The sequence below is a fragment of the Niveispirillum sp. genome (assembly GCF_017996735.1).
GTDB lineage: Bacteria > Pseudomonadota > Alphaproteobacteria > Azospirillales > Azospirillaceae > Niveispirillum.
This window is the reverse complement of sequence record NZ_JAGOGJ010000063.1, coordinates 1-25943: the sequence shown is the minus strand read 5'-3', so window position 1 is coordinate 25943 and position 25943 is coordinate 1. Positions and strand designations below refer to the sequence as shown.

The following is a 25943-nucleotide window of genomic DNA, read 5'->3' as shown; positions in this document are numbered from 1 at the left end:
TGGACTAAAATACGTTATTCTGATTGAAGTCTGTAAAGCAGGTACGCTTAATGTGGGAGACGTCGCCCATAACACGCGTCGGATTGGCGCTTATGACCACCCCCAGAACCCGTCCCCTTCCTGCAGGTAGGAGCGGCTCAGCACCATCTTGTGAACTTCAGAGGCGCCATCCACCAGCCGGGCTTGTCTTGCATAGCGGTAGATCCACTCCAGCACCGTGTCTCGGGAATAGCCCTTGGCGCCACAAAGCTGGATCGCCGTATCCACGGCACGGGCCAGAGTGTCGGCCACCTGCACCTTGGCCATGGACACTTCCTTGCGGGCGAAATCGCCCTGGTCCAGCCGAGCGGCGGCCCGCATGGTCAGCAATCGTGCGATCTCGATCTGCATGGCGGCTTCACCCAGCAGCCATTGCACCCCCTCATGCTCGGAAAGCGGGATGCCGAAGCTGTGGCGTTCCTTCACATAGGCGCCGGCAATCTCCAGGCTGCGCTTGGCAAGGCCCGTCCAGCGCATGCAATGGGTCAGGCGTGCCGGACCTAACCGGATCTGCGTCGCCTTCAGCCCGTCCCCGACCCCCATCAGCACATTCTCGTCCGCGATCTCCAGCCCGTCGAAGACCAGCTCGCAATGGCCGCCATGTTCCTCCGGCCCCATGATGGGAATGCGCCGTTCGATGCGCCAGCCGGGTTGATCACGGTCGAACAGGAAGGTGCTGAGGCCTTTGCGCGGATCGTCGGACGTGCGGGCCATCAGGATGAAATGCTGGGCCGCCGCCGCACCGGTGATGAACCATTTGCGGCCGGTGATGACCCAGCGGTCGCCCCTGCGCTCGGCGCGGGTGCGGATCATCGACGGGTCAGACCCTCCACCGGGATGCGGTTCGGTCATGGCAAAGGCGGAGCGGACCTTGCCGTCAATGATGGGCTGCAGCCAGCGCTGCTTCTGCGCCTCGGTCCCCACCTGGTTCAGCAGGCGCATGTTGCCGTCATCGGGAGCGGCGGCGTTGAAGCAGACGGGACCGAAGATCGACCGGTTCATCTCTTCATAGCAGGCGGCAAGCCCCGTGAAGGGCAGGCCCTGGCCACCCCGCTCGCGCGGCATCTGCAACGCCCACAAACCGGCGGCCTTGGCTTTGGCGCGCAGAGCCGCCAGGGGTGCCTCCGCGATGTTCTCATGCTCATCCCAGTTGGCGCGATCCGCCTCCACCGGCAGGATTTCCGTTTCCACGAAAGCACGGACACGGGCGCGGTATTCTTCCAGTTCGGGCGTCAGGGTGAAGTCCATGGAACATTCTCCGGTCAGAGGGAGGAGACGAGGTGACCGCCATCGACGGGGATGGCGGCACCGGTCATGAAGGCACCGGCGTCGGAACAAAGCAGCAATAGCGGGGCGTCCAGGTCCCGCAAACGCCCCAGCCGGCGCATGGGGATGCGGCGGACTAACGACTGACCGGCGGAACCTGCAAAGAAATCCTGGTTCAGGTCGGTTTCCACATAGCCAGGGCAGAGTGCATTGACCCTGATGTCGTACCGGGCCAGTTCCAGCGCCAGGCTGCGGGTCAGTTGCACCAGGGCGGCCTTCGACGCCGCATAAGCCGACACTTGCCCTGCCACCCGGTCGGCGAGGATGGAGGCGATATTGACGATCGCACCACCCCTCCCCTGATCCCGCATGATGCGGCCCGCTGCCCGGGCCACCAGGAAACAGCCTTTCAGATTGGTGTCCAGCACCCGGTCCCAATCTTTTTCCGACAGTTCCAGGGCCGGCGCATTGGCCGTCACCCCGGCATTGTTGACCAGGATGTCCAGCCCGCCGAACGCATCGGCAACCCCGGTCACTGCGGTCTGGACAGAGGTGTCATCGGTGACATCCAGCGACAGGGCAATAGCCTCGCCCCCTGCCGCCCGAATGGCAGCGCAGGCCTGGTCCAGGTTCTCCCGGCGCCGGGCGGCCAGGGCCACCCGCACGCCAGACCGGGCCAGCACCTCGGCGAAATGCCGCCCCAGACCGCCGGACGCCCCTGTGACCAGGGCCGTGCGCCCGGCCAGATCGCTGAACACGGCCATCAAAACTTCCCTTCATGACAAAATAAGAGCGAGCGCTCACTATATAGTCTGTCATGGAAAATTGGGCAATGGCCAATCCATGTTAGCCTGATGGTGTGGGAGAGGTGGGTATGGGGACGTTGCGGGAATTCCAGGCGCGGCACGACCTGTCGATGGAGGCGTTATGCGGGCGTATCCTGGACCGCCATCAGGCCACGATCCGGGTGAAGAAGCCCGCCGTCGCCGTCGCCAATCTGGGCCGTATCATCGAGACCACGCTGGATCTGGCCAATCGCAAGGGCTTCCATTCCATGTCGCTGCGCGACCTGACGGAGCGGTCGGGCCTGAGCATGGGGGCGCTCTATACCTATTTTGACAGCAAGGAAACGCTGCTGCTGATGATCCTGGGCCAAGTTACCGGGGTCGCGGAGGAAGTGCTGCAACAGGCGGCCGATGTTCCCGCCGACCCGGCGGAGCGGCTGCGCTGGCTGCTGGAGACCCACATCTACCTGACGGAGGTGATGCATCCCTGGTTCGTCTTCGCCTTCATGGAAGCCAAGGCCTTTCCCAAGACCAGTCGCGACATGGCGGTGGCCAGTGAACTGTTGACCGAAGGGCTGATTGCCGGGGCGCTGCTGGCCGGTCAGGAAACCGGCCAGTTCGTCCTGGAGGATGCGACCATGACCGCCGCCCTGATCAAACCATTGCTGCAGGACTGGTACATCAAGCGTGGCAAGCATCGCCGCCGCGGTCTGACGCCGGAGGATTATGTGCGTCAGGTCATCAAGTTCACAGAACGCGCGGTGGGGCGGTGCTGCCCTTTAACCGGCGCTGGGTGATGACATTGCGGACCGATACGCTTCTGCGGCGCCTCTTTGCCAACGGCCGGAGTTCGCTGCCTGGCGGATTGATAGCGAAGCAAAATCGTCCGGTGCCATGACCCGTCACGCCGGCCCGAGCCGTATCCGGGAACAACACGCCTCATAAACAAAGTTATTGGGGCAAGAGCCTCATTCCACGCCGCTCTTCCGCGTCTTGCGCTTTGGCGACGAAACCGTTTTTTTGCGGGGCGAAGAGGTCCTTGTCCTGCTTTCGGCTGGTTTGTCCGGACGAGCGGCAACCGGCGACCTTCGATCGAAAAATCGCAATGGGGTGTCCGGGGCCGGATAGGCCGGGATCGGCGGATAGGGGGCAAGCTTTTCTGGCCGCGTCGCGAGGGACAGCGTCAACATATCCAGAAGCTCGTCGGCAACCTGCTCGATGGTAAGGCGACCTTCAGGCGAAAACCAGATCGACATACCGTTGATCGCACTCATCATTCCGTAGACCGCGATTCTTGCGTCGCAGGCCCGGATGCTCCCATCCGCGATGCTTTCCTGAAGAAGCGCGACGAGGTTTGCCTCCATCGCATCCCGCCGTTCAATCACCGCCACGCGATCATCGGCACGTAACGCATTCACATCAAATGTCAGACCGCCCACCCCTGCCTGCCCATACATCCAGATGATGTAGCATTTCAGCAGAAGTCGCAGCCTGTCGATCCCCAGGCCACCCGCTTCCCTGGCGAATTGCGCGGCGCAGTCCCCCAGATCAAGCGCGATATTGTGGCACTCGAACAGGATCTCCTGCTTGTCCGCGACATAGTTATAAAGTGTCCCTTTCGAGATACCGAGCACCTTCGCGACTTCATCCAGCGAGGTGTTATGAAAGCCTCGCCGCGACATGATCCGCGCGGCTTCGCGGATCACCGCGTAACGCTTGTAGCGCTGAATCTCCTCGTTTGTTTGAAAGCCGTTCTCCCAGCGGGGCATAGGCTACCTTCCGATAATGCCAGTATGATAAATTACTTTGTATGATAAATGTGGAGCACTCTTACGTCAATACTATTGCCTGTCAGCACAGTGTTGAACAGGGATGGCCCCGGCAATTGCCCCCACCCCAGGCGCCGGATATTGAATGGGATCCGCAATAGCCAGGCCAGACACTGGAGCAACGGGCCGGCGGACGCCCAGTGTACGCCTTCACCGGCTATTATGAGCAGGCGCACGCATCAAGAACATAGCAGCGACCGCAAAATTCTGACTTAACAGTCAATCAATGGGCTTCATGGCACATCATCGCAACGCGACGCGCACTGCTCTCACCATCTGGCCGGGCCTTCGGTCCGAGCGATCATCGAAACCGCGGGGGACGCTTTTCGAAAAAGGCGGTCGTGCCCTCGATAAATTCCTGACTGCCCAGGCATTCGGCCGCCGCATTCATCTCCGCATCGAAAAAGCGGGTGAGGCTTCCTTCTGCCTGACGCATCAGCCATTTGGTCTGGCGAACGGCGCGCGGCGGGAGTTCGGCAAGCCGCCGCGCCAAATGCAGCGTCTCGGCGTCCAGCGAATCTTCCGCGTGAAGCGCATCACAAAGGCCAAGCGCTTCAGCCTCCTCGGCCCTCACCACCCGGTTGTCGAGAAGCAGTTTACGCGCCTTGTGCGCACCCACCCGATGCGTGAGGAAATAGCCGATCCCCATATCCGCGACGAGGCCGATGCGCAGGAACTGTGCGCTGAAGAACGCCGTGCGCGATGCCAGAAGATAGTCGCAGCACAGCGCGAAGCCGAAGGCACCACCCGCGCAGGCCCCGCGGACCGCCGCGATCGTCGGCTTGGGACAGAGCGCGATGGCCCGAACCAGACCAAGGGCCGCGCGGTGATATTCATGGATCTCCGCCGTGCTCATACCCTTCAGAAACGGTATATCACCGCCCGCCGAGAAATGCGGACCCTCGCCCGTGATGATGATGGCACGCACGTCGGGATCGGCGGTGGCCGCCGCCACCGCCTCCTCGAACTCCCGCCGCATGACCCCATCAATGGCGTTCATGACATGCGGCCGGGCCATGGCGATCCGTTGGATACCATCGTCAACATAGTCGGATTTCAAGGCTTCCATGATCTCTCCCCTCGACAGCCGGATAATCGCGCGTCCCCCCTGTGGTGTCACGCCGCCAGAATGGTCACACAGGCCGCCGCCTCCTCGACGCCATGGAAGCCGCCGCCATTCTCTGCAATGGCAAATCGCGCCCCTTCGACCTGCCGCCGACCGGCGGTGCCGCGCAGTTGCTGCGTGAGTTCGTAGATCTGCGCGAGGCCGGTGGCCGCAATCGGATGGCCCTTTGACTCAAGCCCACCGGACGGGTTGACCGGGATGCGACCGCCCAGGCTCGTCTCGCCACGCTCGGCGATCCAGCCGCCCTGACCAATCTCACAAAGGCCGAGATTTTCCGTCTGAATGATCTCGGCAAAGGCCGAAGCGTCATGGACTTCGGCGACCGACATATCCCCGGGGCCGACACAAGCCTGGTCATAGGCCTGCTTGGCCGCAATCCGGCACATGTGCTGCCCGAAGTCGGTCCACTCACGGTCGCTGCCGCTTGTCAGCACACAGGAGAGCAGGCGGACCGGCCGGGCGCCCGGAAAGCGAGAAAGCGCCTCCTTCCGGCACAGGATGACCGCCGAGGCACCATCACTGATCGGGGCGCACATGGGCAGCGTCAGGGGCCATTGGATGGCCCGGGCCTGAAGCACCTCATCCACCGTCATGTCATTTTGATATTGCGAGAGCGGGTTCATCGTCGAGTGATGATGGTTCTTCGCAGAAACCGTGGCGATCTGACGCTGGGTCGTGCCAAACGCCTTCATATGCCCCCTGGTCAATGACGCATAAAGCTCCATGAAGGGGCTGCGCACCGATGCGACGCCTGCCGGTATCTCAACACCATCGCCGATCCGCGTCAGGCGCGCCATCAGGTCGTCGGCTTCGGCAACATCCCAGCCACCGTCGAAAATCCTGTTCGACTTGACCTTGTCGTCATCATACATCTTCTCGACACCGACCGCGATGGCGACGTCGGTGACGCCCGCCTTCAGGCAGACCATCGCCTGCTGCAGTGCCGTCGTTCCGCTTGCACAGGCATTCTCGACATTGACGATCGGGATCGTCGCAAAGCCAAGCGGACGCAACGCCACCTGACCACGGATCAATAGCTGGCCGTCCATGATGCCTTGCGTCGTGTTGGCATAATAGGCGGCGCCAATATCCGTGATTTTGGCGCCGGCATCCATGAGCGCGCTGTTCACGGCCTCGGCGACAAGGCTCTTTACCGAGCGATCGAGAAACTTGCCGAAGCGCGTCATGCTGACGCCGATCACGTAGATATCATCTGACATGGCTACCTCTTTGGAAACGGTCCCGGGCATCGTGCTTTCCGGGTTGCGATCGCGGCTGCGGTCGAACCGGGATCGGACAGACCATCTTTGCCGAACGTGATTGACGTACTATTCAAACATCAGTACGCTAAAGTCAATACAATGATCACAGACTGAAGCGGAAACGGTAAAAATGACAGATATTCTGGACCTTAAGGGGCGGATCGCGCTGGTCACCGGCGGGGGGCAGGGCGTGGGCCGGCAAACGTGCCTTCACTTTGCGGCGTCCAACGCCGGTGGCATCATCGTCAATGATTTCCATCTGGACCGCGCCGAAGCGGTGGCCGAAGAGATCCGGGCGATGGGTGTTAAGGCCTTGCCGGTCCAGGCCGACATTACCGATCTCGCGGCCGTAACAGACATGGTTGCGCGCGCCAATACTGCATTCGATCGTATCGACATACTTGTGAACAATGCCGGCAATGCCGGCCCGGTCGAAGATCCGGCGGATGTCAAACCGTTCTGGGAAACGGGCCCGGAAGAGTGGCAGAAATGGGTTGGCACCAACTTCTTCGGTGTCCTGAATGCCTGCAAGGCGGTCGTTCCGGGCATGATGGAGCGCAAATATGGCCGCATCGTCACGGTCATATCGGATGCGGGCCGCGTTGGTGAGCCGCACCTGGCGGTCTATTCCGGTGCCAAGGCCGCTGCCGCCGGCTTCATGCGGGCGCTCGCCAAGGCAGTCGGCCGCAATCTGATCACCGCGAACTGCGTGGCACTTTCAAGTGTCCGCACCCCTGGCATTGCCGGCTATCTGGAAAGCGAGGAAGCCGTTGCCAAAATGCTGAAATCCTATGTGATCCGCCGGCTGGGGGAGCCCGACGACGCGGCAAACCTGATCCTCTTCCTCGGCTCGGACGCGGCGAGCTGGATTACGGGTCAGGTCTACCCCGTCAATGGCGGCTATGCGATCACCCCATGATCGGCCGTCATCATGTTCCAGCAAGCCGGACCCACGCTGTTCGGCCTGTGACGGTGATGTCGTCATGAGCCGAACAGCTTCCGTGCCGATCGCCCCGTCTGGGGGCCTGACGCCCGTCGGTTTTCGCGTCGATCGGGTGAAGGTCGCGCCGCAGATCTCGCTTGAGGTCGCAACAGGCGGCGCAACGGACGCGCCCGTGGTCGCCTTCCTTCACGGTGGCGGCCAGACGCGGCACGCCTGGAAATCCGCCGGTGCCGAAATGGCGAAGGCGGGTTATCGGGTCTTGCTGTTCGATGCGCGCGGCCACGGCGGAAGCGACTGGTCCCCTCACGGTGACTATTCGGCGACAGCCCTTACCGGGGACCTGGTGCATCTCATGGCCGCAGAACGTCAGCCCTTGGCGCTGGTCGGGGCATCGATGGGAGGGATGACTTCTTTCCTTGTCGCCGGCCGCCATCCAGAGAGGGTGGCGGCACTTGTGCTCGTCGACATCGTACCGACCGTCAATCCGCAGGGGGCGGTGCGGATCCACAGATTCATGACCGAACATGGTTGCGGATTTGCCAGCCTTGAGGAAGCTGCGGATGCCATCGCCGCTTATAACCCGGCGCGTGCGCGCTCGGGCAACCTGTCGGGCCTGATGCGCTATCTGCGACGGCGGGAGGATGGCCGGTTATACTGGCACTGGGACCCCCGACTTATGGGCACCCAGCGTGTCGAGCCGCCAACCTTCGTAAGCGAGGCCCGCGCTATGGGCCCGGCCATCACGGCTCCGACGCTGCTCATTCGCGGCATGCTGTCGGACATGATTGATGAGGCGGGTATCCAGGATCTTCGAACGCTGGTGCCACAGACGGAGATTTTAGAGGTCGAGGGGGCGGGCCATATGGTCGCGGGCGATCGCAACGACGCCTTCAACGACGGCGTGCTTCGCTTTCTGCGCCGCCATTTCCCGGTCACGGGCGGTAGCGCAGGATCGGGACCGCCGCTGGCCAAACCGATCATCCAGGGTGAGGTCGCATGAACGCGGCCCCTTCATCGCCACGGCTCGGGGAAATTCTGTCGGGCTGGCGGACACTGCTCGGTTCCACGCTGGGATCAAGCGTGGGCGTCCATGCGTTGCCCTTCTACACGTCGGGTCTGTTCATGGTCGCTCTTCAGGCGGACAAGGGATGGAGCAGATCCGCCATTTCTCTGGGAACAACCTTGTTTGCCATCGGCCTGGGCGTAGCAGCGCCGGTCATTGGCGCGTTGTGCGACCGCTTTGGCGAACGGCGTATCATTGTTCCGGGCCTGGTCATCCAGGTTGCAGCCCTGATCGCACTCAGCCGCATTGATACGCTCACGTCATTTTACCTAGCTATGGGGGGCATGGCTCTGCTGGGCGCCGGTTGTGGCGCCCTGCCCTATGCCAGGATCGTCAACAGCCGTTTCCACCTCAGCAAAGGCACGGCGCTCGGCCTTATGATCACCGGGACCGCTGGCCTTAGTGCCCTGGCCCCGGTCGTTATCCAGGCCGTGATCCTTTCTTACGGTTGGCGGGTTGGATATCTGACCCATGCAGCCGTGATTATTATCATCGCCCCGGTTGCCCTGATGCTGCTTCGCTCCGGACGCAACGTCGCGGTCGCCCGCGAAACAGTGGTACCGGTGCCACTGAACTATGTGCGCCTCGTCCGGGATCGCACATTTCAGTTGCTTGTCGTGGCGATCCTGTCGGCGGCACTCGCGGCGCCCGGTATCATCACCCATCTGGCCGCCATGCTGAAGGATGACGGCATCAGTGCCGAGACAGGGGCATTGCTTCTCGGTCTGGTCGGTCTGACACAGGCCATCGCAAGGCTGGGCACAGGCTTGCTCGCCGACAGATTTTTCGCGCCGAAGGTTGCGGCCGTGATTTTTTCGATAAGCGGTCTCGGCTTTGCAATTTTCGGCGCAGTCGGCGCCCCGGCAGCGGTGATCGGAGCTATAGCGGCCGGACTTGCCTATGGCGCGGAAGCCGATCTGCTGGGCTATCTGGTGGGCCGGTACTTTCGGCAGGCACATTTCGGCAGAATATTTGGTGTTCTTGTCTGCGTATTTCTGGCCGGAGCCGCGCTCTCACCGCTCTGGTATGGATGGTCGGCGGATTATTTCGGACATTATCACATCGGACTGGCGGGTGCCTCCGCCGTGCTTTTCCTGAGCGCGATCGTTTTTTGCCTGATGCCTCCATTTCCCCGGAACGAGACATCGGACAAGGCATAGTCAGCATCACCCTTGGGGGCCACCCAAAGCCGCACATGAACGCGCCCCAAAAGGCGGCAATTACCATCAGTTCAAATGATATTGACTTTATAGTCAATTCATGACATCTGATAGTCAATTCTTGAAATCGAACGGGGGACTCTGCTTATGCGATTTGAGGATATTGCCTATGAAGAACGCGGACGGGGGGCCTGGATCCGCCTGAACCGCCCGGACGCGCTGAACACCATCAATCCCGGGTTGGCCCGAGAGTTTGATGAGGCGCTCACGCTGGCTGAGGGTAATCCCGACATCATTGCCGTGGTCGTGACCGGTACCGGTCGCGCCTTCTGCGCCGGTGCGGACTTGAAATTCCTGGGTGACCTACCTGAGGAGCATCGCGAGCGCGAAACCGCGAATTTTCTGAATCAGGTGATGGAACTTATGCTGCGGCTGGAGAAGTTTCCCAAGCCGGTCATTTGCGCCGTGAATGGCCTGTCGACCGGTGGCGGCACGGAACTGCTTCTTTGCTGCGATCTTGTGGTCGCCTCGGCAAAGGCGCAGATCGGCGACGGCCACGCCAATTTCGGGCTGCTGCCGGGCGGTGGCGCTTCGGTGCGCCTTCCCCGTAAGATCGGGCCGACGCGGGCCAAATATCTTCTGTTCACCGGTGAACTGCGGCCAGCCGCGGATCTGATGGCTTGCGGCCTGGTAAACGAGGTCTCACAGGATGGTGCATTGGAAACCACCGTCGACCGCATCGTGGACAAGTTGTCATCCAAAAGTCCGCTTGCGCTGAAGCAGGTCAAAATGCTGGTGGACGATGGGCTGGAACAGCCCCTGGATACCGCCTTGAGGCTGGAACTGCTGGCCAGCGCGCTGCACAATCACAGTCATGACATGCGTGAAGGCATCGCCGCCTTCAATGAAAAACGCAAGCCTAGCTTCAAAGGCTGTTGAGCGGCGCGTATCCGGGCAAGAGGAAGCGGTAGAGAGCTTTGCCGTTTCCCACGCGCGAAGCCGGCACGATCATTGCCGCCAACGCTCGAAATTGATCCGGCCTGCGACCTGGCGCGATCATTTCTGACGTTATGGTCACTTTACCATATCCCGACCCAAATCCTGTGCAATTGCATCATGTCCGTCTCGGTCGAAACGAGCCGATGCACGCGGTCGCAGGCGCAGGGAGGCAAATCAGCAGGGTAAACAGGAGGATGGCATGCCGGCACTGACCAACGTGATGGACCAGCCCAGCAATACGGTGGTGATGCGCAAGAATATTGAAGAGAGTGCGCTTCCAGAGAAAGAGTATCAGGAATTCAAGACGCAGATTTTTGAGGCCATTTGGCGTGACCTTGATCCGCTTGAAGAGGAGATTGAAAATAATGAGCATGTACCGCACGAAATCGTAGATCCGTTGCTCCGGAATATGGGGGCGTTCGGTTTGTTGATACCCAAGCGGTATGGTGGAATCGGTCTCTCCACCAGGCAATACCTTCCCATCCTTTCGGAATTTTCAAAAATCCAGGGGGGTATCCGGGTGCTGGTGCATGTACACAATTCCGCCAGCCACGGTTTGCTTGAAGCCGCGTCAGAGGAGATGCTGCAGGAAATCTTGCCTGATGTTGCCCAGGGCCGAAAATCCGTCGCTTTCGGCCTGACCGAACCGGACCATGGGACCGGCATGGATATCGGGACGACGGCGGTTCGCGACGGGGACGATTATGTCATTAACGGGCGAAAATGGCTGATCACAAATTCCGACATCGCCAGCCATTTCATCATCATCTGCAAGACGGACTCCAGCGCCGGCGCCGCCGGTATCAGCGCCATCCTGGTGGACCGGGGAACGCCCGGTTTCACGATCACGCCTTTGCCGGAAACAATGGGCTGCAAGGGTGGCGAGCATGGTCAACTGGACCTAGTCAATGTCCGCGTGCCGGCGAACCGGATCATCGGCAAGGAGGGCCAGGGCCTCACCCAGATGGAGGAACTGCTGGAAATCAGCCGAGTGTTCATTGCGGCAACGTCGCTGGGAACGGCTGAACGTTCGTTTGAGCTTTCGCTTGCATTCGCGAAGCGCCGGGTGACCTTCGGCAAGCCCATCGGCTCCCGTCAGGCAATCCAGCGTTACCTCGCGGAAATGGGCACTGACATTTATGCCTTGCGCGGCATGATCGATGATGCGGCCAACAAATGGGATCAGGGACGGCGCATCCCCGCGGAAGCATCGATGTGCAAGTTGTTCGGCCTGGAAGCCGTCGGCAGGGTCACGGATCGTGCGCTGCTCATCCATGGCGGTATCGGATACACGCGGGCCCATCGGATCGAGCGCCTCTATCGCGATGCGCGCCTGAACTGGCTTGAGGAGGGTCCCCCCACCATTCAGATCGCTGTCGCCGCCGGCAAATTCCTCTCAGGATATGATTGGAACGCGTGATGGCCGGTTCCTGCGACGGTAAGATTGTTCTGGTTATCGGCGGCACAAGGGGCATCGGCCGCGCCGCAGCGCTGGCACTGGCCGATGCCGGGGCAACCGTCATCGTAACCGGCCGCTCGCTCGAACCCGCCGAGACGGTTGCCGCCGAGGCGCGGGCCCTGGGGGCTGAGGCCTTTGCCTTTGCTATGGATGTTGGTGACGTGGTGGCAAGCCGATCGGTCATTGACACCATCGCCGCCCAATTCGGCAGAATTGACGCGCTGGTCGCCAATGCGGGCATCAGTCCCTACTGGGTCAGAGCGGAGAATATCACACCGGAAATCTGGGACGAGGTGATGGCGATCAACCTGCGCGGCGTCTTCTTTGCCGTACAGGCGGTGGGTCGACACATGCTCGCACAAGGGTTCGGCAGCATCGTGTCGGTTTCCTCCGTCACCGCCACGGTTGGTGTCAATCGTGGGCTGCCATATGTGGCAACCAAGGGCGGTCTTGATGCGATGACCCGCACGCTGGCCGTGGAATGGGCGGACCGGGGGGTGCGCGTCAACGGTGTTGCCCCCGGCTACGTCGCCACCGACCTCACCCATGGCATGCGGGGCAATTCCGGCATCACCGATCTTCTGCTGGCCGAGGTTCCAATGGGTCGGTTCGCGGAACCCGAAGAAATTGCCGGGACCATCGTCCATTTGTGCTCGGATTCCGCATCCTTCATCACCGGCCAGATCGTCGTCGTCGATGGCGGCTTTGCAGCCGGACGCGGAAAGCGCGTTTCCAAAGGAAACAAAACAACCCATTTAAGGAAAGAGCCATCCAATGAAGGGCAGGAAGCTGTTTAGTCTGCTGCAAGCCGATGGAGTGGTCACGCTTTATGCCGAGGACGTGGAAACCGGCCTCCCGGCAGCGGACGATGTCATAATCCGCATTGACGCGGCACCGATAAATCCGTCCGATCTTGCGCTGCTTATCGCGTCCGCCGATCTGGCAACACTTCGAACGGCGGGCACGGCTGACAGGCCTGTCCTGGAAGCCACCATCCCCGCCGAACGAAGGGCAGAACTCGCCGGGCGGGTCGGCACGCCGATGGCGGTGGGCAACGAAGGTGCAGGCGTGGTCATCGCCGCCGGCGAGAACGTAACCCATCTCATCGGCAAGACGGTCGCTTGTCTGGGCCACGCCATGTATGCCGAGTATATCCGCGTTCCGGCCAAGGCTTGCTATGTCCTGCCTGACGGCATCACGGCCGTCGAAGGCGCAGCCAGCCTGGTCAACCCGCTGACCGCGCTCGCCATGACCGACACAATGCGGGCCGAAGGTCACGCGGCACTCGTTCACACTGCTGCCGCCTCCAGTCTGGGACAGATGCTGAACCGGATCTGCATCGATGACGGTATCCCGCTGGTGAATGTTGTCCGAAGAAAAGAGCAGGCCGATTTGTTGCGCAGCCAAGGTGCACAATATGTCTGCGTGTCCAGTGACGAGGATTTTTCAGATCAGCTCGTGGATGCGCTGGAAAAGACCCGCGCGACAATAGCCTTTGACGCCATCGGCAGTGGTGCCCTTGTCAATCAGCTCCTTGACGGCATGGAAACGGTGGCCCTTCGGCATGTGTCGCGATATAGCCGGTATGGATCGATGACCCGCAAGACTGTTTATGTCTATGGCTGCCTTGACGACCAGCCCATCCAAATCCAGCGTGGGTTTGATTTTTCGTGGAATGTTGCCGGCTGGCTGCTGCCAATGTCACAGCAGAGGAAGACGGAGGCGTGGAAACGAGTATCGCAGCAGATGAAAACAACCTTTTCGACCAGATTTTCTACTTGCCTCTCGCTGGATGACGTTCTTGTACCGTCGAATTTTATCCAGTTCGCACAGAAGGCGACGGGTCAAAAGTTCCTTATTACGCCAAACAAGCCCACTAAAAATTGACCATGGAACGGGTGTCAAGCCGTGAACGGCAGATCAGGAAGCCGGCGCGGCCACCCACCATGTCTGAGTGAACCCCGTACAGGTGGCCCGGTTCCCGACTTGCCTGCCAGATACCCGTCACAACGGAAATGGACGGGCTGTGTGTGACGATTGCCCCGTCGAATTAGGGGCGGGAGAACAGGGGGATGTCAACCATCCATCCCCCTCCCCTATTGCCGGGTCAGTTCATCAGGTAATCGACAATGCGTCCCGCACCATGCCGGATGGGATCGCAGCAGGGCAATCCGGTTTCATCCTCAATCCGCCGGATAGCATCATCGATGCTGTCCGTGGCCATGCGGCTGGTGTTGACGCTGATGCCGACGGCCCTGGCGGCGGGATTGGTCAGGCGGGCGGCCTCCACATTGCGCTCGATGCAGGTTTTCAGGTCGGGAACCGGATAATCCAGCCCCAGCAGGTGCGTGCGTATGGGTTCGTGGCAGATGACCAATGCGTCGGGCTGGCTGCCATGGATCAGACCGAGTGTCACACCAGCATAGGCCGGGTGGAAAAGCGATCCCTGGCCCTCGATCACGTCCCAGTGGTCGGGTTCATTATCGGGCGACAGCCATTCGGCGGCGCCTGAGATGAAATCCGCGACCACGGCGTCAATGGCTACGCCGTGCCCGGTGATCAGGATGCCCGTCTGGCCGGTCGCGCGGAAGTCGGCTTTCAATCCGCGCGCGCGCATCGCCTTCTCGATTGCCAGGGCGGTGTATTTCTTGCCAACGGCGCAGTCGATGCCGACCGTCAGCAGCCGCTTGCCGCTGCGCTTCACACCACTGCCCGGCACGAAGCTGCGTGTCGGCTGGCGCACGTCATGGATGGAACGACCAAGACGGCGGGCGGTCGCTGCCACTTCCGGTATGTCAGCCAGCCTTTGGTGCATGCCGGCGGCCACATCGAGACCGGCTTCCAGGGCGGCAATGATGGAGGCGACCCAGTGCGGCGGAATGAACCCGCCGATATTGACCACGCCCACGACCATCGTGGCCACACCCTTGGCCGCCGCTTCGGCGGGGGTCATGTCGGGGATGCCCAGATCAACGCCGCAGCCGGGCAGCCGTAGCTGCCCGATGCTGATTTCCGGACGCCATTGGCGGATGCCGCCGGCTGTTTTGGCAGCGCCGAATTCCCGCGCGTCACCAAGGAACAAAAGAAACGGTGTCCGCAATTTATACCTCCATTGCTGCATGCCGGCGCGACAGCGCCTGATAGAGGGATTGTGGAGCCGCTGCCGACATGGTCGCTTTGCCAGGAAGCGACGGCGCTTCGCCTTTCGGGGCGGCAGCGCACATTCCGGCCGATTGGCGAAATGTGCCGATCAGACGGCGAAGAAGTGACCACGCCCTGTTCCTAGACTTTCGACGAGATCGCCTGTCAGGGAACCTTCCGCAAATGAGCCCTTTCGTATCCGTCCCCAGCCGTTCCGATGCGTTCGCCCTTGGCCGGCTGGACGCCCACGACCAGGCGGCATTGGTCGCCGTCGGCGAGGTGTCGGCCACCGAGATGACGGAAGCCGCCATTGCCCGTATCGAGGCATTGGACCCGTTGCTGAACGTCATGACCTTTCGCGATTACGATGCGGCTCGCCGCCGCGCCGTCACTGCCACCGGTCCGATGGCTGGTGTGCCATGGCTTTTGAAGGATGGTCTGGACTATCCCGGCATGCCCAATCGCAGCGGGTCACGCTCGCGGCGCGACGCACCGCCGGGCGCCATCGACTTCCCCTTCACGCGGGGCTTCGATGCTGCAGGCCTGATCCCGCTGGGCAAGACCAACGCGCCGGAATTCGGCCTGCTGCCGACAACCGAACCGGTACTGTACGGTCCGACCCGCAATCCCTGGGCCGCCGACCGTTCGCCGGGGGGCTCCTCTGGTGGGGCTGCGGCTGCCGTGGCATCCGGCATGGTGCCTGTCGCCCATGCGGCCGATGGCGGCGGCTCCATCCGCATCCCGGCAAGTTGCTGCGGCCTGGTGGGGCTGAAGCCGGGACGTGGAGCCAACTTGCGTGCCCGCGACCAGCATGTGATGGAAGACCTGCTGGCCTGCGACGTGCTGCTGTCGCGTTCGGTGCGGGATGTGGACTGGGCTTTCGATGTCGGGGCCGGCCAGCCGCCTCTGCCCGTGCGCCCGGTCCGCCGCCGGCTGCGCATTGCCGTTGTCATGGAGAATCTGGATGGTCTGCCCCCGATGCCGGAGGTGGCGGCGGTGATCGAGCGCACGGCCGCACTTTGCGCCGATCTGGGGCACATGGTGGAACGCAAGTCATTGCCGGTCGACGGACGGGCGGCCGCACGGGCTTTTGAGATCATCTGGGGTTACATGGCGCGCGAGGCGGTCACCGCGACGGCCGCCCGCCTCAGCCGGGCGGCGGCGGAAGTGCTGCTGGAACCGTGGACGTTGAACCTTGCCACGTGGGGCAACGCGCTGACGGCCGTCGATGTGGACCATCTCTATCGCACAGTGGGCAGCGCGTCAGCCGGGATGGAGCGGTTCTTCCAGGAATACGACCTGATCCTGTCGCCCGTGCTGCGTCGGCCGGCACTGCCCATCGGCGATCTGGCGCCAACATGCGATTTTCAGGAAATGATGGCGCTGATGTTCGATTACGTATCCTATACACAGTTGCACAATCTGTCTGGCAATCCGGCTCTCTCCCTGCCGCTGTTCGTGGCAGCAGACGGGGTCCCTATCGGGAGCATGTTCGCGGCGGCACGGGGGCGGGAAAAACTTCTTCTGGAACTCGCCGCCGAGTTGGAACTGGCCTGTCCGTGGAAGGATCGCTGGCCGGATTGCTCGGTGGCCGCAGCCGCATTGCCATCGGGCTGAGATGGTTGCACCGGAATGGCGCGCAACGAGGAGGAGGCGAGGCGAATGACCTATGAACGGTTGCGCAGCATGGCGGACATGATGTCCCGCCTCGACGAACCGGGAGATGGCGGCAGCAGCGTCGTCCGTACCGATGACGGCTGGTGGCGGCAACTGGGCGCCGGTCTGGGATATCGGTACGAGTATGATGCAAAATTCGCCGAGGGCGGCTTTGACTTCTATCGTCTGGGCAACGGCATGTGCGTGGCCCTGATTGATCTTGTTGCCCGGCGATCCATGCCGCGCCGCTATAGTTCCTCCGATTACCTGACCATCACCGCCGTACTGGATGGCGATCTACGTCTGTCGGGTGGCGGGGGCATGGGCGGGGAATTGTCGAACGGCTTCTGCACCGTCTACAGCATGCTGGCCGGAGACGAGTTGGAGACGGTCTATTCGCCCGGCGATCACCTGCGATGGGTGACCGTCTATCTGGAACGCACGACCCTGTTCCATGTCACGGGCCTTGCCCCCCGCGACCTTCCACCCTCCGTCGTGGATTTTGTGCTGAATGGCGGCAACCTGCCCTGCCGCAAGGTGCCGTTGACACGGGCAGCGTCGCTGGCGGCGCATCAGATGCTGGAAGCGCCCTTCCCCGGCAGCTTCCGGCAGGCCTTCCTGACCGGCAAGGCCCTGGAACTGGCCTGCCACATCCTGTTCAACCTGTCGCGCGAGGTGGAGAAGGCCGATGAAGGCCAATTCTCCGCCGAGGATCACCGGCGCCTGCAGCACGCCATGCGCCTGATCCGCACCAACCTGGACCAGCCCCTGAATGTGCATGAGATGGCGGAGGTGGTGGGCCTTACCCGACAGCGCCTGCAGCAGGGCTTCCGCATGGTCTATGGCGACACTGTGGGACGCATGCGGGACAAGATACGCATGGAATTGGCCCTGGAACTGATCCGCGACAGCGCGATCTCGATGATCGAGATCGCGCTGGAGACCGGCTACGAACACCCGGCCAGCTTCACCCGCGCCTTCAAGGCCGCCTTCGGCGTCTCCCCCATCCAGATGCGCTATCTGGCGCATGACGAATTGCGCGTGAAGAATATCCGCCGCAAGCCGGCGGCACCCATAGCCGAGACAGAGGATGATTGAAGCAGACGAGAAGCGCCTTCAGGAGGAACGCCATGGTCCCTCCTTCGATCCCAACCTGTTGCTGGAGGCACGCCGCCATACCCGTCAGGCCATCACCGACATCGCCGCCCATGTCCGGCCGGGCATGGCAGAGAGCGATGCATTGGCCTTCGCGCGCAGCCGGCTGAAGCAAGGCGGCATGCTGCGGGGCTGGCACGGCATCCATGTCCGTTTCGGCACCAACACCCTGAAGAATTTCGGGAAACCATCAGAGCCCGGTGTGGTGCTGGGCGATGACGACATCTTCTTCATCGATATCGGTCCCGTCTGGCAGGGATATGAAGGTGATGGCGGTGAGACCCATGTCGTCGGCCATGACCCGGACATGCGCCGCATCGCAACCGATGTGCGTGCCGTCTTCGATGCCGTTCACGCCTGTTGGCGTCGTGAAAGGGCCACCGGCATGGCCTTGTACCATTTCGCCCAGGCAGAGGCGGCACGGCTTGGCTGGGTGCTGAACCTGGAGATGTCGGGGCACCGGTTGTCGGATTTTCCCCATGCGATCAAGCATAAGGGCGCCCTGATGGATGTTGAATACACGCCATCGACCGGGGCCTGGGTGCTCGAAATCCAGATCCGCCACCCGACCCGGCCTTTCTCGGCCTTTTATGAGGATCTGCTGCTGGAATGACGGGATCTTTCTGACGCAAACATTGGCCGAAGCGCGAAGCCCCCGTCCGATCGGCGAAGCAGGCTCCGCGTGGCTGCGGTTGGATAGGGCAGCCAAGAGCTTTTCCATGTCGCGGGACCCTTCATGACCATAAAGACGCTGCAAACCTATCTGGTGCCAGGGCTTGTCATCCAGGCGGTACTGGTCGGCGGAGGGTACGCCACCGGTCGCGAACTGGTGGAGTTCTTCCTGTCCATGGGACCGTTGTCCGGCCTGATCGGCATGGGGTTGACGGCCGCCATCATCAGTATCGGGTCGATGATCGGCTTCGAACTGGCACGCCTCGGCCGCGCCTATGATTACCGCAGTTTCATGGGGCTGTTGCTGGGCAGGGGCCGGTTCCTGTTCGAGATCGTCTATTTCGCCGGGCTGATGCTGGTGCTGGCCATTGTCTCGGCGGCGGCGGGGGAACTGCTGTTCGATCTGCTGGGCTGGTCGCACCTGCTCAGCGCCTCTATATTCATGGCGGCGGTGGCGGTGCTGGTGTTCTTCGGCAACAGCGTCATCGAAAAGGTGATTTCGGTCTGGTCGGTCATCTTCTACCTGACCTATGGCCTGCTGTTCGTGCTGGTGCTGGACAGATTCGGCGACCAGATGCTGGCGTCGCTGACGATGGAACCGTTCCGGCCCGTGGACACGGTGTGGAATGCGGTCTCCTATTCCGCCTACAATATCCCGCTGCTGCCCGTGTTGATTTTTGTGGCCCGCAATTTCAAAACGCGGCGGGAGGCCATGCTGGCCGGTGCTATCGCCGGGCCGCTGATCCTGCTGCCTGGTTTCGCCTTCCTGCTGACGCTGTCGGCTTTTTATCCGGAGATCAATCAATCGACCCTGCCGGTGCAGACCGTGCTGGCCCGGCTGGACAGTCCGGGCCTGGCGCTGGCTCTGCAACTGGTCGTGCTGGGGGCGCTGATCAAGACAGGGGCCGGTCTGCTGCATGGATTCAACGAACGGCTGGCCCGCCATTTCGCCGATATGGACCGGCCATTGCGGTCCGGCCTGCGTCCGCTGGTGGCCCTTGCCGTCATGATGGTGGCCATCGTGGCGGCAACGCGCATCGGTTTGGTGGACCTGATCGGCAGCGGTTATCGCTATTCAGCGCTGTTCTATCTTGCCGTCCTGGTCATTCCGCTGTTCACCGTCGGTGCATGGCGCGCGTTCATGCAGAAGGAGGATTGAGCCATGAGCCTGCGCATCCTGCTGCTCACCACCGCGCTGTGCCTGTCGCTGCCCGCCACGGCCGATATCGTTGTCACCAATGTCCGCCTGGTCGACGGAACCGGAACCGCTGCTTCGGCCGGGGAGTTACGCATCGCCGGAGGACTGATCGCGGCGGTAGGGCCGCGCGTTCCGCGTGAGGCCGGGGATGAGATTGTTGACGGCGGGGGACAGGTTCTGGCGCCTGGCTTCATCGACAGCCACAGCCACCTGGACCGCACCATGTTCGCCACGCCCGACGTGCCGGGCGCGGTGAACCAGGGGGTGACGACCATCATCATCGGCCAGGACGGCTATTCGGAACTGCCGACAGCAGACCTGAACGCGCGCCTTGCGGCCAGTCCCGTGGCCGTCAATGTCGGGACCTATTCCGGCCATAACGATCTGCGCCGCCGTGTCATGGGCGATAGACGTGACTTGGCGGGCGATGGGCAACTCCTGGCCATGGAGAATCTGCTGGATGCCGATATGCGGGCAGGGTCGATGGGACTGTCCACGGGCCTGATTTATGTACCCGGGGTATTTTCCGATACGCGTGAGGTTCTGGCCCTTGCCCGGGTCGCTGCCGCCCATGGTGGCCGCTATATCAGTCATATCCGTAACGAGGCCGATCAGATAGAGGCCGCGGTCGAGGAATTCCTGCTGGTCGGCCGAACGACAGGCATGCCGGTCAAGCTGTCCCATATCAAGATCGCCATCAAATCGAAATGGGGGCAGGCGCCCGCCATCCTGGCGCGTCTGGATCAGGCACGGGCCGAGGGGATGGACGTCACCGCCGATATCTACCCCTATATCTATTGGCAGACGACCATGGCGGCGCTGTTCCCGGACAAGAATTTCAACGACCCGACCGGTGTGGCCCGCAATTTCCGCGAAACCACACCGCCGGATACGCTGATCCTGACCACCTTCCTGGCCGACCCGTCACTGGTCGGCAAGAGTATCACGCAGATCGCGGCGAGCCGCGGCCAGGACCCGGTCAAGACCTATCTGGATCTGATGGCACAGGCAGCCATCTACCAGATGCAGCATCCGGATCAGGAACCGGTGGAGCGTATCGTCGGGTTCAGCATGTCGGAGCAGGATCTGACAACCTTCCTGAACTGGCCCCATACCAATATCTGCTCCGACGGGTTCGATGGTGGCCACCCCCGAGGCTATGCCACCTTCACCCGCATCCTGGGCCACTATGTCCGGGAAAAACATGTGCTGGGCCTGGAACAGGCGGTGCATCGAATGACAGGCCTGACGGCAGCCCATCTGGGCATCATCGACCGCGGCCTGCTTCGGCCGGGCATGGCGGCCGACCTCGTCCTGTTCGATCCCGATACCGTGGCGGATCGCGCCAGCCTGACCGACAGCAAGGCCCTTTCCGCAGGGATTACCCGGGTCTGGGTCAATGGTGTGCCCGTCTATGAAGGTCAGCGGACCCTGGGTGTTCATCCCGGCCGGTTCCTGCCGGCGGCACCCCACGCACCCTGGGTGCCCAAGCGGCGGTAGCCGCTCTGCCGCCCCATTCCATTCGTCATCCATGAAGGAAACCACCATGCGATTTGAAGCCAGGGTGGAACGCTGGCCTATGCGTTCGCCTTTCCGCATCTCTGGCCAGGAATTCAATATGGCAGAGATGCTGGTTGTCCAGGTGCGGGACGGCGATCTGGTCGGGTATGGGGAAGCCTGCGGCGTCTATTACCGGGGCGACGGCCCTGACCGGATGCTGGAGATGGCGTTGTCGGTGAGAGATGCCCTGGCCGCCGGTGCCGACCGCACCCGGCTTCAGGACCTGCTGCCGGATTGTGGAGCCCGCAATGCTATCGACTGCGCGCTATGGGATCTGGAGGCCAAGCGCAGCGGCCGTCCCGTCTGGGCTATGGCCGGCCTGAAAGCGGCCGTGCCGCTGCCCAGCTTCTTCACCATCGGCATCGACACGCCCGATGCCATGGCGGCCGCGGCCCGAACCATGACCCATGCCCGCGCCATCAAATTGAAACTGTCGGGCGACGGGGATGATGGGGCCCGTGTGGGTGCTGTGCGTGCGGCCCGGCCCGATGCCTGGCTGGCCGTGGACGGTAATCGCGGTTTCACCATCGACAGCATCAATGCCCTGGTACCGATGCTGGAGACGGCCGGGGTACGGCTGTTGGAACAGCCGCTCGCCATCGGGCGCGAAGGCGACATGGCCGGTCTGGACGGCAGCATTCCTACGGCAGCGGATGAAAGCGTGCAGGTCGCGGCCGACCTGGCGGGGCTGGTCGGCCTTTTCGACATCGTCAATATCAAGCTGGACAAGTGCGGTGGCCTGACCCACGCCCTGATCATGGAGAAGGCGGCGCGGGACCTTGGCTTCCAGGTCATGGTCGGCAACATGACGGGGACAAGCTGGTCACAGGCGCCGGCCTTCGTGCTGGGCCAATTGTGCGACTATTGCGATCTGGACGGACCGACCTTCCTGGCCGCCGACCGCACCCCGGCACTCTGGTACGCAGATGGTCTGGTATATTGCCCGGATGAGGTTTGGGGGGGAGCGCGATGAACAGGGTTTTGTCGATGGTGGCCGCGTCGGTCCTGGTGCTGGCCGCCGGTTGTGCCGCTCCGCCGAAGCCGGAGGTCGTCGGGATTGTGGACCGGATGGTCGATGTGCGCGGGGTGGCGATGCATTTTCGCGTTTATCCGGGTGGCCCGCGCACCATCCTGCTGGAATCCGGCTCCGGTCTGGGGGCGGACACCTGGAAGGATGTGGCCCCCCGCCTGGCACAGGCGACGGGGGCGACAATCATCGCCTATGACCGCGCCGGCATGGGCAGCAGCCCCGGCCTGTCCACGCAATATGATGTGCATGAGGAGATCGGCCGGCTGCATGCGGGTCTTTACGCCCTGGGCCGTGACCATCATCTGACCCTCGTCGGCCATTCCTATGGCGGCTATCTGATCCAGCTTTATGCCAATCTCTATCCCGGCGATGTGGAGGCGATGGTCTATGTCGATGCCAACACGGTGACGGGCATCGACGGTATCGGTGGAGCGGCAAAGTTGGCGGAGGGGCGGATCAAGGCCAATGACGTGCCCGACCCCACGCCCTATCAGCAGTCCAACCTGCGCCTGTCGCGCGGGCTTGTACGCACGCAGGAGACGATGCGCGCTTATCCGCCCGTCTGCGGCATCCCCGTTTCAGTAATCACGGCCGGCAAGGTCTGGCCCGGCACAGCGGAGAGCGTGGTGGAGGGCTGGCGTTCCGGACATCGCGAACTGGTGGCGCTTACCGGTGGTACGGCCGTTCTGGCTGCGGGGGCCGGACACATGGTCCATACCGACAAGCCCGATATCGTCGTCTCCACGGTGACCGATGCCTTTTGGGCCGCCCGGGATCGCCCTGCGCAGCTTGGCATACCGGGAAAGGTTTGTGAAAAGCAAAGCCGATGACGTTTGTGTGAAGTGGACGGCCAGCCTGTAAAGATGAACCTGTTTCCCGCCGTATGATCCCCTTCAGCTAATACAGATAATGAAGGGAACAGGGATATGAGCTTCATGGGTAAGAGGATTCTTCGCGCCGTTTCAGTGCTGTCGCTGCCATTCTCGCTGACCGGCTTCGCTTTGGCCGCGCCGGATGAGGCGCCGATCCAGCTTGAAGAGATCATCGTCACCGCCACCAAGCGCGCCAGCCTGTTGCAGGAGACGCCAATTGCCATCACGGCCATCACCGGTTCCACGCTGCAGGAGATGGGCGCGAAGGGGATGGATGATTTCTTCCGTACCGTCCCCGGCCTGGTGGTGCAGGAGGGGGAGACGGGTGCCGGCCGGGGGCGTGTCGCCGTACGCGGCATCCGCAGCCAGGGCGAAGCCACGCTGGGCCTTTATTATGGGGAAACGCCGATCATCGGTTCGAATGGCACGGCATCGGATCCCGGCGGCCGCACAGGTGATCTGGCCCTGTTCGACGTGCGACAGATCGAGGTGCTGCGCGGGCCGCAGGGTACGCTGTACGGCTCCAGTTCCATGGGTGGGACGATCCGCGTGCTGTTCAACGAGCCCTCGACGCGCGGCGTCGCCTCCTCGGTCAGCAGCGAGGGTTCCTTTACCAGGGATGGCGGCTTCAACTACGCCCTTCAGGCCATGCTCAATACGCCACTGACGGAGACGCTGGCGCTGCGCGCGGTGGTGTCGCGGCAGGAGAATGAGGGTTATATCGATCAGGTGACGCTGAACCGCAAGAATACCAATGACAGCCGGCAGACCAGCGTACGTGCAGCCCTGAAATGGGCGCCACGGGAGGATTTCAGCTACACGCTGACCGTCATGCACCAGGACAGCGGCGTGGATGACAGCACGCTCTATACGCGGTCGCTGGGCATGTTCAATTCCAACGCCCCGACCCTGACCAGCTATGACGAGAAATTCACCCTGGTCAGTGGCGAGGGGCGGCTGGACCTGGGTTTCGCCGATCTGGTGCTGGCCAGCGGCTGGCAGGAGAGCGGCACGGAACGCACCACCGACGGTACGGCGACGGCGCTGGCTTCCATCGCCGCACCCGCCAGCCCCTGTCGCATCCATTTCGGCATTTCCACGGCCTGTTCCGCGACGCAGTTGGCGAGCTATGTCGCTTATGCAAGGACGCGCACACCGGCCTTGTTCTATGCCGAGATGGAAAACCGTGTCATCACGCAGGAGGCGCGCCTGACCTCCAACGGGCAAGGCGCGTTACAATGGACGGCCGGCCTTTATTATGAAAAGCGCAACGATGATGTGGACAGCTATTTCGTGTTGGCGGATGCCACGACGGGTGAGCTGATCAAGCCCATCGACGTCACATCCTATCGCTATGTCGATACCGACATGACCCAGGTGGCGCCCTTTGGCGAAGCCACCCTGGAAGTGCTGCCCGGCCTGAAGGTGACCGGCGGCCTGCGCTATTATCATTATGAAAAGACGGTGGCCGGCGAAGTGGTGCTGCCCGGCGGTCCCAGCTATCAGTCGGCCAGCCCCTATGCCGAGACCAAGACGACGGAAAGCGGCACCATCGGCAAGGCCAGCCTCAGCTATCAGGCCACGGATGACGTTCTGCTCTATTCCACGGCCTCGCAAGGTTTCAGGCCGGGGGGAACAAACAATACGCCCAATATCCCCAGCGACCTGATCACGTATGAGTCCGACAGCCTGTGGAACTATGAGGCGGGTATAAAGACCAACTGGTTCGACAAGGTGCTCAGCGCCAATCTGGCGGGCTATTGGATCGACTGGGACAATATCCAGGTTTCCACCCGCACGGCCGACAATGTCTTCTCGTTCATCACCAATGCCGGTGCTGCCCGCACACGTGGCGTGGAATTCGAACTGAATGCCCGCCCCGTGACCGGCCTTACGCTTTCGGCCACGGTCAACTACACGGATGCCAAGCTGACCGAGGATCAGGTGAACAGCAGCTCTTTGCCCTCCACGTCCATTGGCCGGGCGGGGGATCGCATCCCCTATACACCGCGCTGGAGTGGCTCGGCCTCGGCCAGCTATGAGTGGGAACTGAGTGCCAGCCTGTCCGGCCTGGCCCGGTTGGACTATTCCTACACGGGTCAGTATCCTAACACGTTCCGCCCCACCCTTTCCACCTACAGGGTGATCGGCGGCTATCACATTGTCGGCGGCCGGCTCGGCGTAAAGGCTGAGGGATGGAACGCCGCGCTGTTCGCACGCAACCTGTTCAACAGCCAGGCTTCCACATTCACCGATGGCTCCACGCGTTATGTCGCTGTGCGGCCGCGGACCATCGGCGTATCGGTCGGCGCCGATTTCTGATCGGCGCTTCTCCCCCTTCAATGGAGAAGATTTTAACGGCCGACTACGGGATGAGTTCTGAAAACACATAGGGTTCTTCAGCCCGACAGAGGCACAGGCCGAGAGGGGTGCGTAAGACAGGGCTACAACGAGACCTGCCCTCGCATCCCTGGGTACCGCGCACCGACCGAATTGGCATCACTGCCCGGGTTCAACCCCGGGCAGTGATACCGTCGGCTTTTCTGTCCAGGTGCCGAGGTCCAAGAGAAGGCCTATCGAAAATGTTCAATCGGGCTGAAATCTGGGGGCTGCGTCCCCGTCCCACCGTCGACCCTCTCAAATGTGCTATGGAGAAATTCTCCAGCATTATTGTTAATGCAGGCTATTTATCAGCGATGAACAAGAATAACTTTGGACATATATATAG

Annotated in this window: 22 protein-coding genes; 16 read left to right on the top strand and 6 right to left on the bottom strand. The window is 62.0% G+C overall.

Annotated elements, in window-relative coordinates; translation table 11 throughout:
* Nucleotides 1-90: 90 nt before the first annotated feature.
* Together KBA48_RS18870 and KBA48_RS18865 are read right to left on the bottom strand one after the other, a co-directional pair.
* Nucleotides 91-1287, bottom strand: a complete 1197-nt coding sequence (locus tag KBA48_RS18870) for an acyl-CoA dehydrogenase family protein (protein WP_292909193.1) — start codon at nucleotides 1285-1287, stop codon at nucleotides 91-93.
* 14 nt (nucleotides 1288-1301) lie between these two features.
* The gene (locus KBA48_RS18865; RefSeq protein WP_292909191.1) at nucleotides 1302-2069 is read right to left on the bottom strand and encodes an SDR family NAD(P)-dependent oxidoreductase; all 768 of its coding nucleotides are present in this window, start codon (nucleotides 2067-2069) and stop codon (nucleotides 1302-1304) included.
* A 110-nt stretch (nucleotides 2070-2179) separates the two neighbouring features.
* On the opposite strand from KBA48_RS18865, the gene KBA48_RS18860 reads away from it, so the two are divergent.
* Complete coding sequence (locus tag KBA48_RS18860; RefSeq protein ID WP_292909189.1) at nucleotides 2180-2887, top strand: TetR/AcrR family transcriptional regulator; 708 nt, start codon at nucleotides 2180-2182, stop codon at nucleotides 2885-2887.
* A gap of 171 nt (nucleotides 2888-3058) precedes the next feature.
* Here the strand turns inward: KBA48_RS18860 and KBA48_RS18855 are convergent, their stop codons facing one another.
* The 3 genes from KBA48_RS18855 to KBA48_RS18845 form a co-directional block, all read right to left on the bottom strand.
* On the bottom strand, nucleotides 3059-3859 hold the full coding sequence (locus tag KBA48_RS18855; protein ID WP_292909187.1) for a TetR/AcrR family transcriptional regulator: 801 nt from the start codon (nucleotides 3857-3859) through the stop codon (nucleotides 3059-3061).
* Nucleotides 3860-4220: 361 nt separating this feature from the next.
* Nucleotides 4221-4988: an enoyl-CoA hydratase/isomerase family protein gene (locus KBA48_RS18850; protein WP_292909185.1), complete on the bottom strand. Its 768-nt coding sequence runs from the start codon at nucleotides 4986-4988 to the stop codon at nucleotides 4221-4223.
* A 47-nt stretch (nucleotides 4989-5035) separates the two neighbouring features.
* On the bottom strand, nucleotides 5036-6265 hold the full coding sequence (locus KBA48_RS18845; protein WP_292909183.1) for a thiolase family protein: 1230 nt from the start codon (nucleotides 6263-6265) through the stop codon (nucleotides 5036-5038).
* Nucleotides 6266-6437: 172 nt separating this feature from the next.
* On the opposite strand from KBA48_RS18845, the gene KBA48_RS18840 reads away from it, so the two are divergent.
* The 7 genes from KBA48_RS18840 (at nucleotide 6438) to KBA48_RS18810 (ending at nucleotide 13818) form a co-directional block, all read left to right on the top strand.
* Nucleotides 6438-7226 (top strand): SDR family NAD(P)-dependent oxidoreductase, encoded by a 789-nt coding sequence (locus KBA48_RS18840; protein ID WP_292909181.1) that lies wholly within the window; start codon nucleotides 6438-6440, stop codon nucleotides 7224-7226.
* Between the two features lie 64 nt (nucleotides 7227-7290).
* Nucleotides 7291-8250 carry an alpha/beta hydrolase gene (locus KBA48_RS18835; protein ID WP_292909179.1) on the top strand — a complete coding sequence of 320 codons (960 nt, stop codon included), beginning with the start codon at nucleotides 7291-7293 and terminating at the stop codon, nucleotides 8248-8250.
* The gene (locus KBA48_RS18830) at nucleotides 8247-9473 is read left to right on the top strand and encodes an MFS transporter (protein ID WP_292909177.1); all 1227 of its coding nucleotides are present in this window, start codon (nucleotides 8247-8249) and stop codon (nucleotides 9471-9473) included. The genes KBA48_RS18835 and KBA48_RS18830 overlap by 4 nt, the downstream gene beginning before the upstream one ends.
* A 147-nt stretch (nucleotides 9474-9620) precedes the next feature.
* Nucleotides 9621-10412 carry an enoyl-CoA hydratase/isomerase family protein gene (locus KBA48_RS18825; RefSeq protein WP_292909175.1) on the top strand — a complete coding sequence of 264 codons (792 nt, stop codon included), beginning with the start codon at nucleotides 9621-9623 and terminating at the stop codon, nucleotides 10410-10412.
* A gap of 259 nt (nucleotides 10413-10671) precedes the next feature.
* Entirely contained in the window at nucleotides 10672-11892 is a 1221-nt protein-coding gene (locus KBA48_RS18820) for an acyl-CoA dehydrogenase family protein (protein ID WP_292909173.1), read from the top strand.
* Nucleotides 11892-12728 carry an SDR family oxidoreductase gene (locus KBA48_RS18815; protein ID WP_292909171.1) on the top strand — a complete coding sequence of 279 codons (837 nt, stop codon included), beginning with the start codon at nucleotides 11892-11894 and terminating at the stop codon, nucleotides 12726-12728. Before KBA48_RS18820 ends, KBA48_RS18815 begins: the two co-directional genes overlap by 1 nt.
* A complete protein-coding gene (locus KBA48_RS18810; protein ID WP_292909169.1) occupies nucleotides 12706-13818 on the top strand; it encodes a hypothetical protein in 1113 nt (370 codons plus the stop codon). The genes KBA48_RS18815 and KBA48_RS18810 overlap by 23 nt, the downstream gene beginning before the upstream one ends.
* 220 nt (nucleotides 13819-14038) lie before the next feature.
* Here the strand turns inward: KBA48_RS18810 and dgcN are convergent, their stop codons facing one another.
* Nucleotides 14039-15031 carry an N-acetyltransferase DgcN gene (dgcN, locus tag KBA48_RS18805; RefSeq protein ID WP_367273848.1) on the bottom strand — a complete coding sequence of 331 codons (993 nt, stop codon included), beginning with the start codon at nucleotides 15029-15031 and terminating at the stop codon, nucleotides 14039-14041.
* A 224-nt stretch (nucleotides 15032-15255) separates the two neighbouring features.
* Here dgcN and KBA48_RS18800 point away from each other — a divergent pair, with 224 nt between their 5' ends.
* The 8 genes from KBA48_RS18800 (at nucleotide 15256) to KBA48_RS18765 (ending at nucleotide 25537) form a co-directional block, all read left to right on the top strand.
* Complete coding sequence (locus KBA48_RS18800; protein WP_292909165.1) at nucleotides 15256-16689, top strand: amidase family protein; 1434 nt, start codon at nucleotides 15256-15258, stop codon at nucleotides 16687-16689.
* Between the two features lie 45 nt (nucleotides 16690-16734).
* Nucleotides 16735-17826: an AraC family transcriptional regulator gene (locus KBA48_RS18795; RefSeq protein ID WP_292909163.1), complete on the top strand. Its 1092-nt coding sequence runs from the start codon at nucleotides 16735-16737 to the stop codon at nucleotides 17824-17826.
* Nucleotides 17819-18496, top strand: coding sequence for a M24 family metallopeptidase (locus KBA48_RS18790; RefSeq protein ID WP_292909162.1), 678 nt, complete (start codon nucleotides 17819-17821; stop codon nucleotides 18494-18496). The genes KBA48_RS18795 and KBA48_RS18790 overlap by 8 nt, the downstream gene beginning before the upstream one ends.
* A gap of 123 nt (nucleotides 18497-18619) precedes the next feature.
* On the top strand, nucleotides 18620-19714 hold the full coding sequence (locus KBA48_RS18785) for a hypothetical protein (RefSeq protein WP_292909161.1): 1095 nt from the start codon (nucleotides 18620-18622) through the stop codon (nucleotides 19712-19714).
* A gap of 3 nt (nucleotides 19715-19717) precedes the next feature.
* Entirely contained in the window at nucleotides 19718-21253 is a 1536-nt protein-coding gene (locus tag KBA48_RS18780) for an amidohydrolase family protein (RefSeq protein WP_292909160.1), read from the top strand.
* Nucleotides 21153-22286 (top strand): dipeptide epimerase, encoded by a 1134-nt coding sequence (locus KBA48_RS18775; RefSeq protein ID WP_367273847.1) that lies wholly within the window; start codon nucleotides 21153-21155, stop codon nucleotides 22284-22286. Before KBA48_RS18780 ends, KBA48_RS18775 begins: the two co-directional genes overlap by 101 nt.
* Nucleotides 22283-23173, top strand: a complete 891-nt coding sequence (locus KBA48_RS18770; RefSeq protein ID WP_292909158.1) for an alpha/beta fold hydrolase — start codon at nucleotides 22283-22285, stop codon at nucleotides 23171-23173. Before KBA48_RS18775 ends, KBA48_RS18770 begins: the two co-directional genes overlap by 4 nt.
* A 105-nt stretch (nucleotides 23174-23278) precedes the next feature.
* Entirely contained in the window at nucleotides 23279-25537 is a 2259-nt protein-coding gene (locus KBA48_RS18765) for a TonB-dependent receptor (protein ID WP_292909157.1), read from the top strand.
* Nucleotides 25538-25943 lie beyond the last annotated feature (406 nt).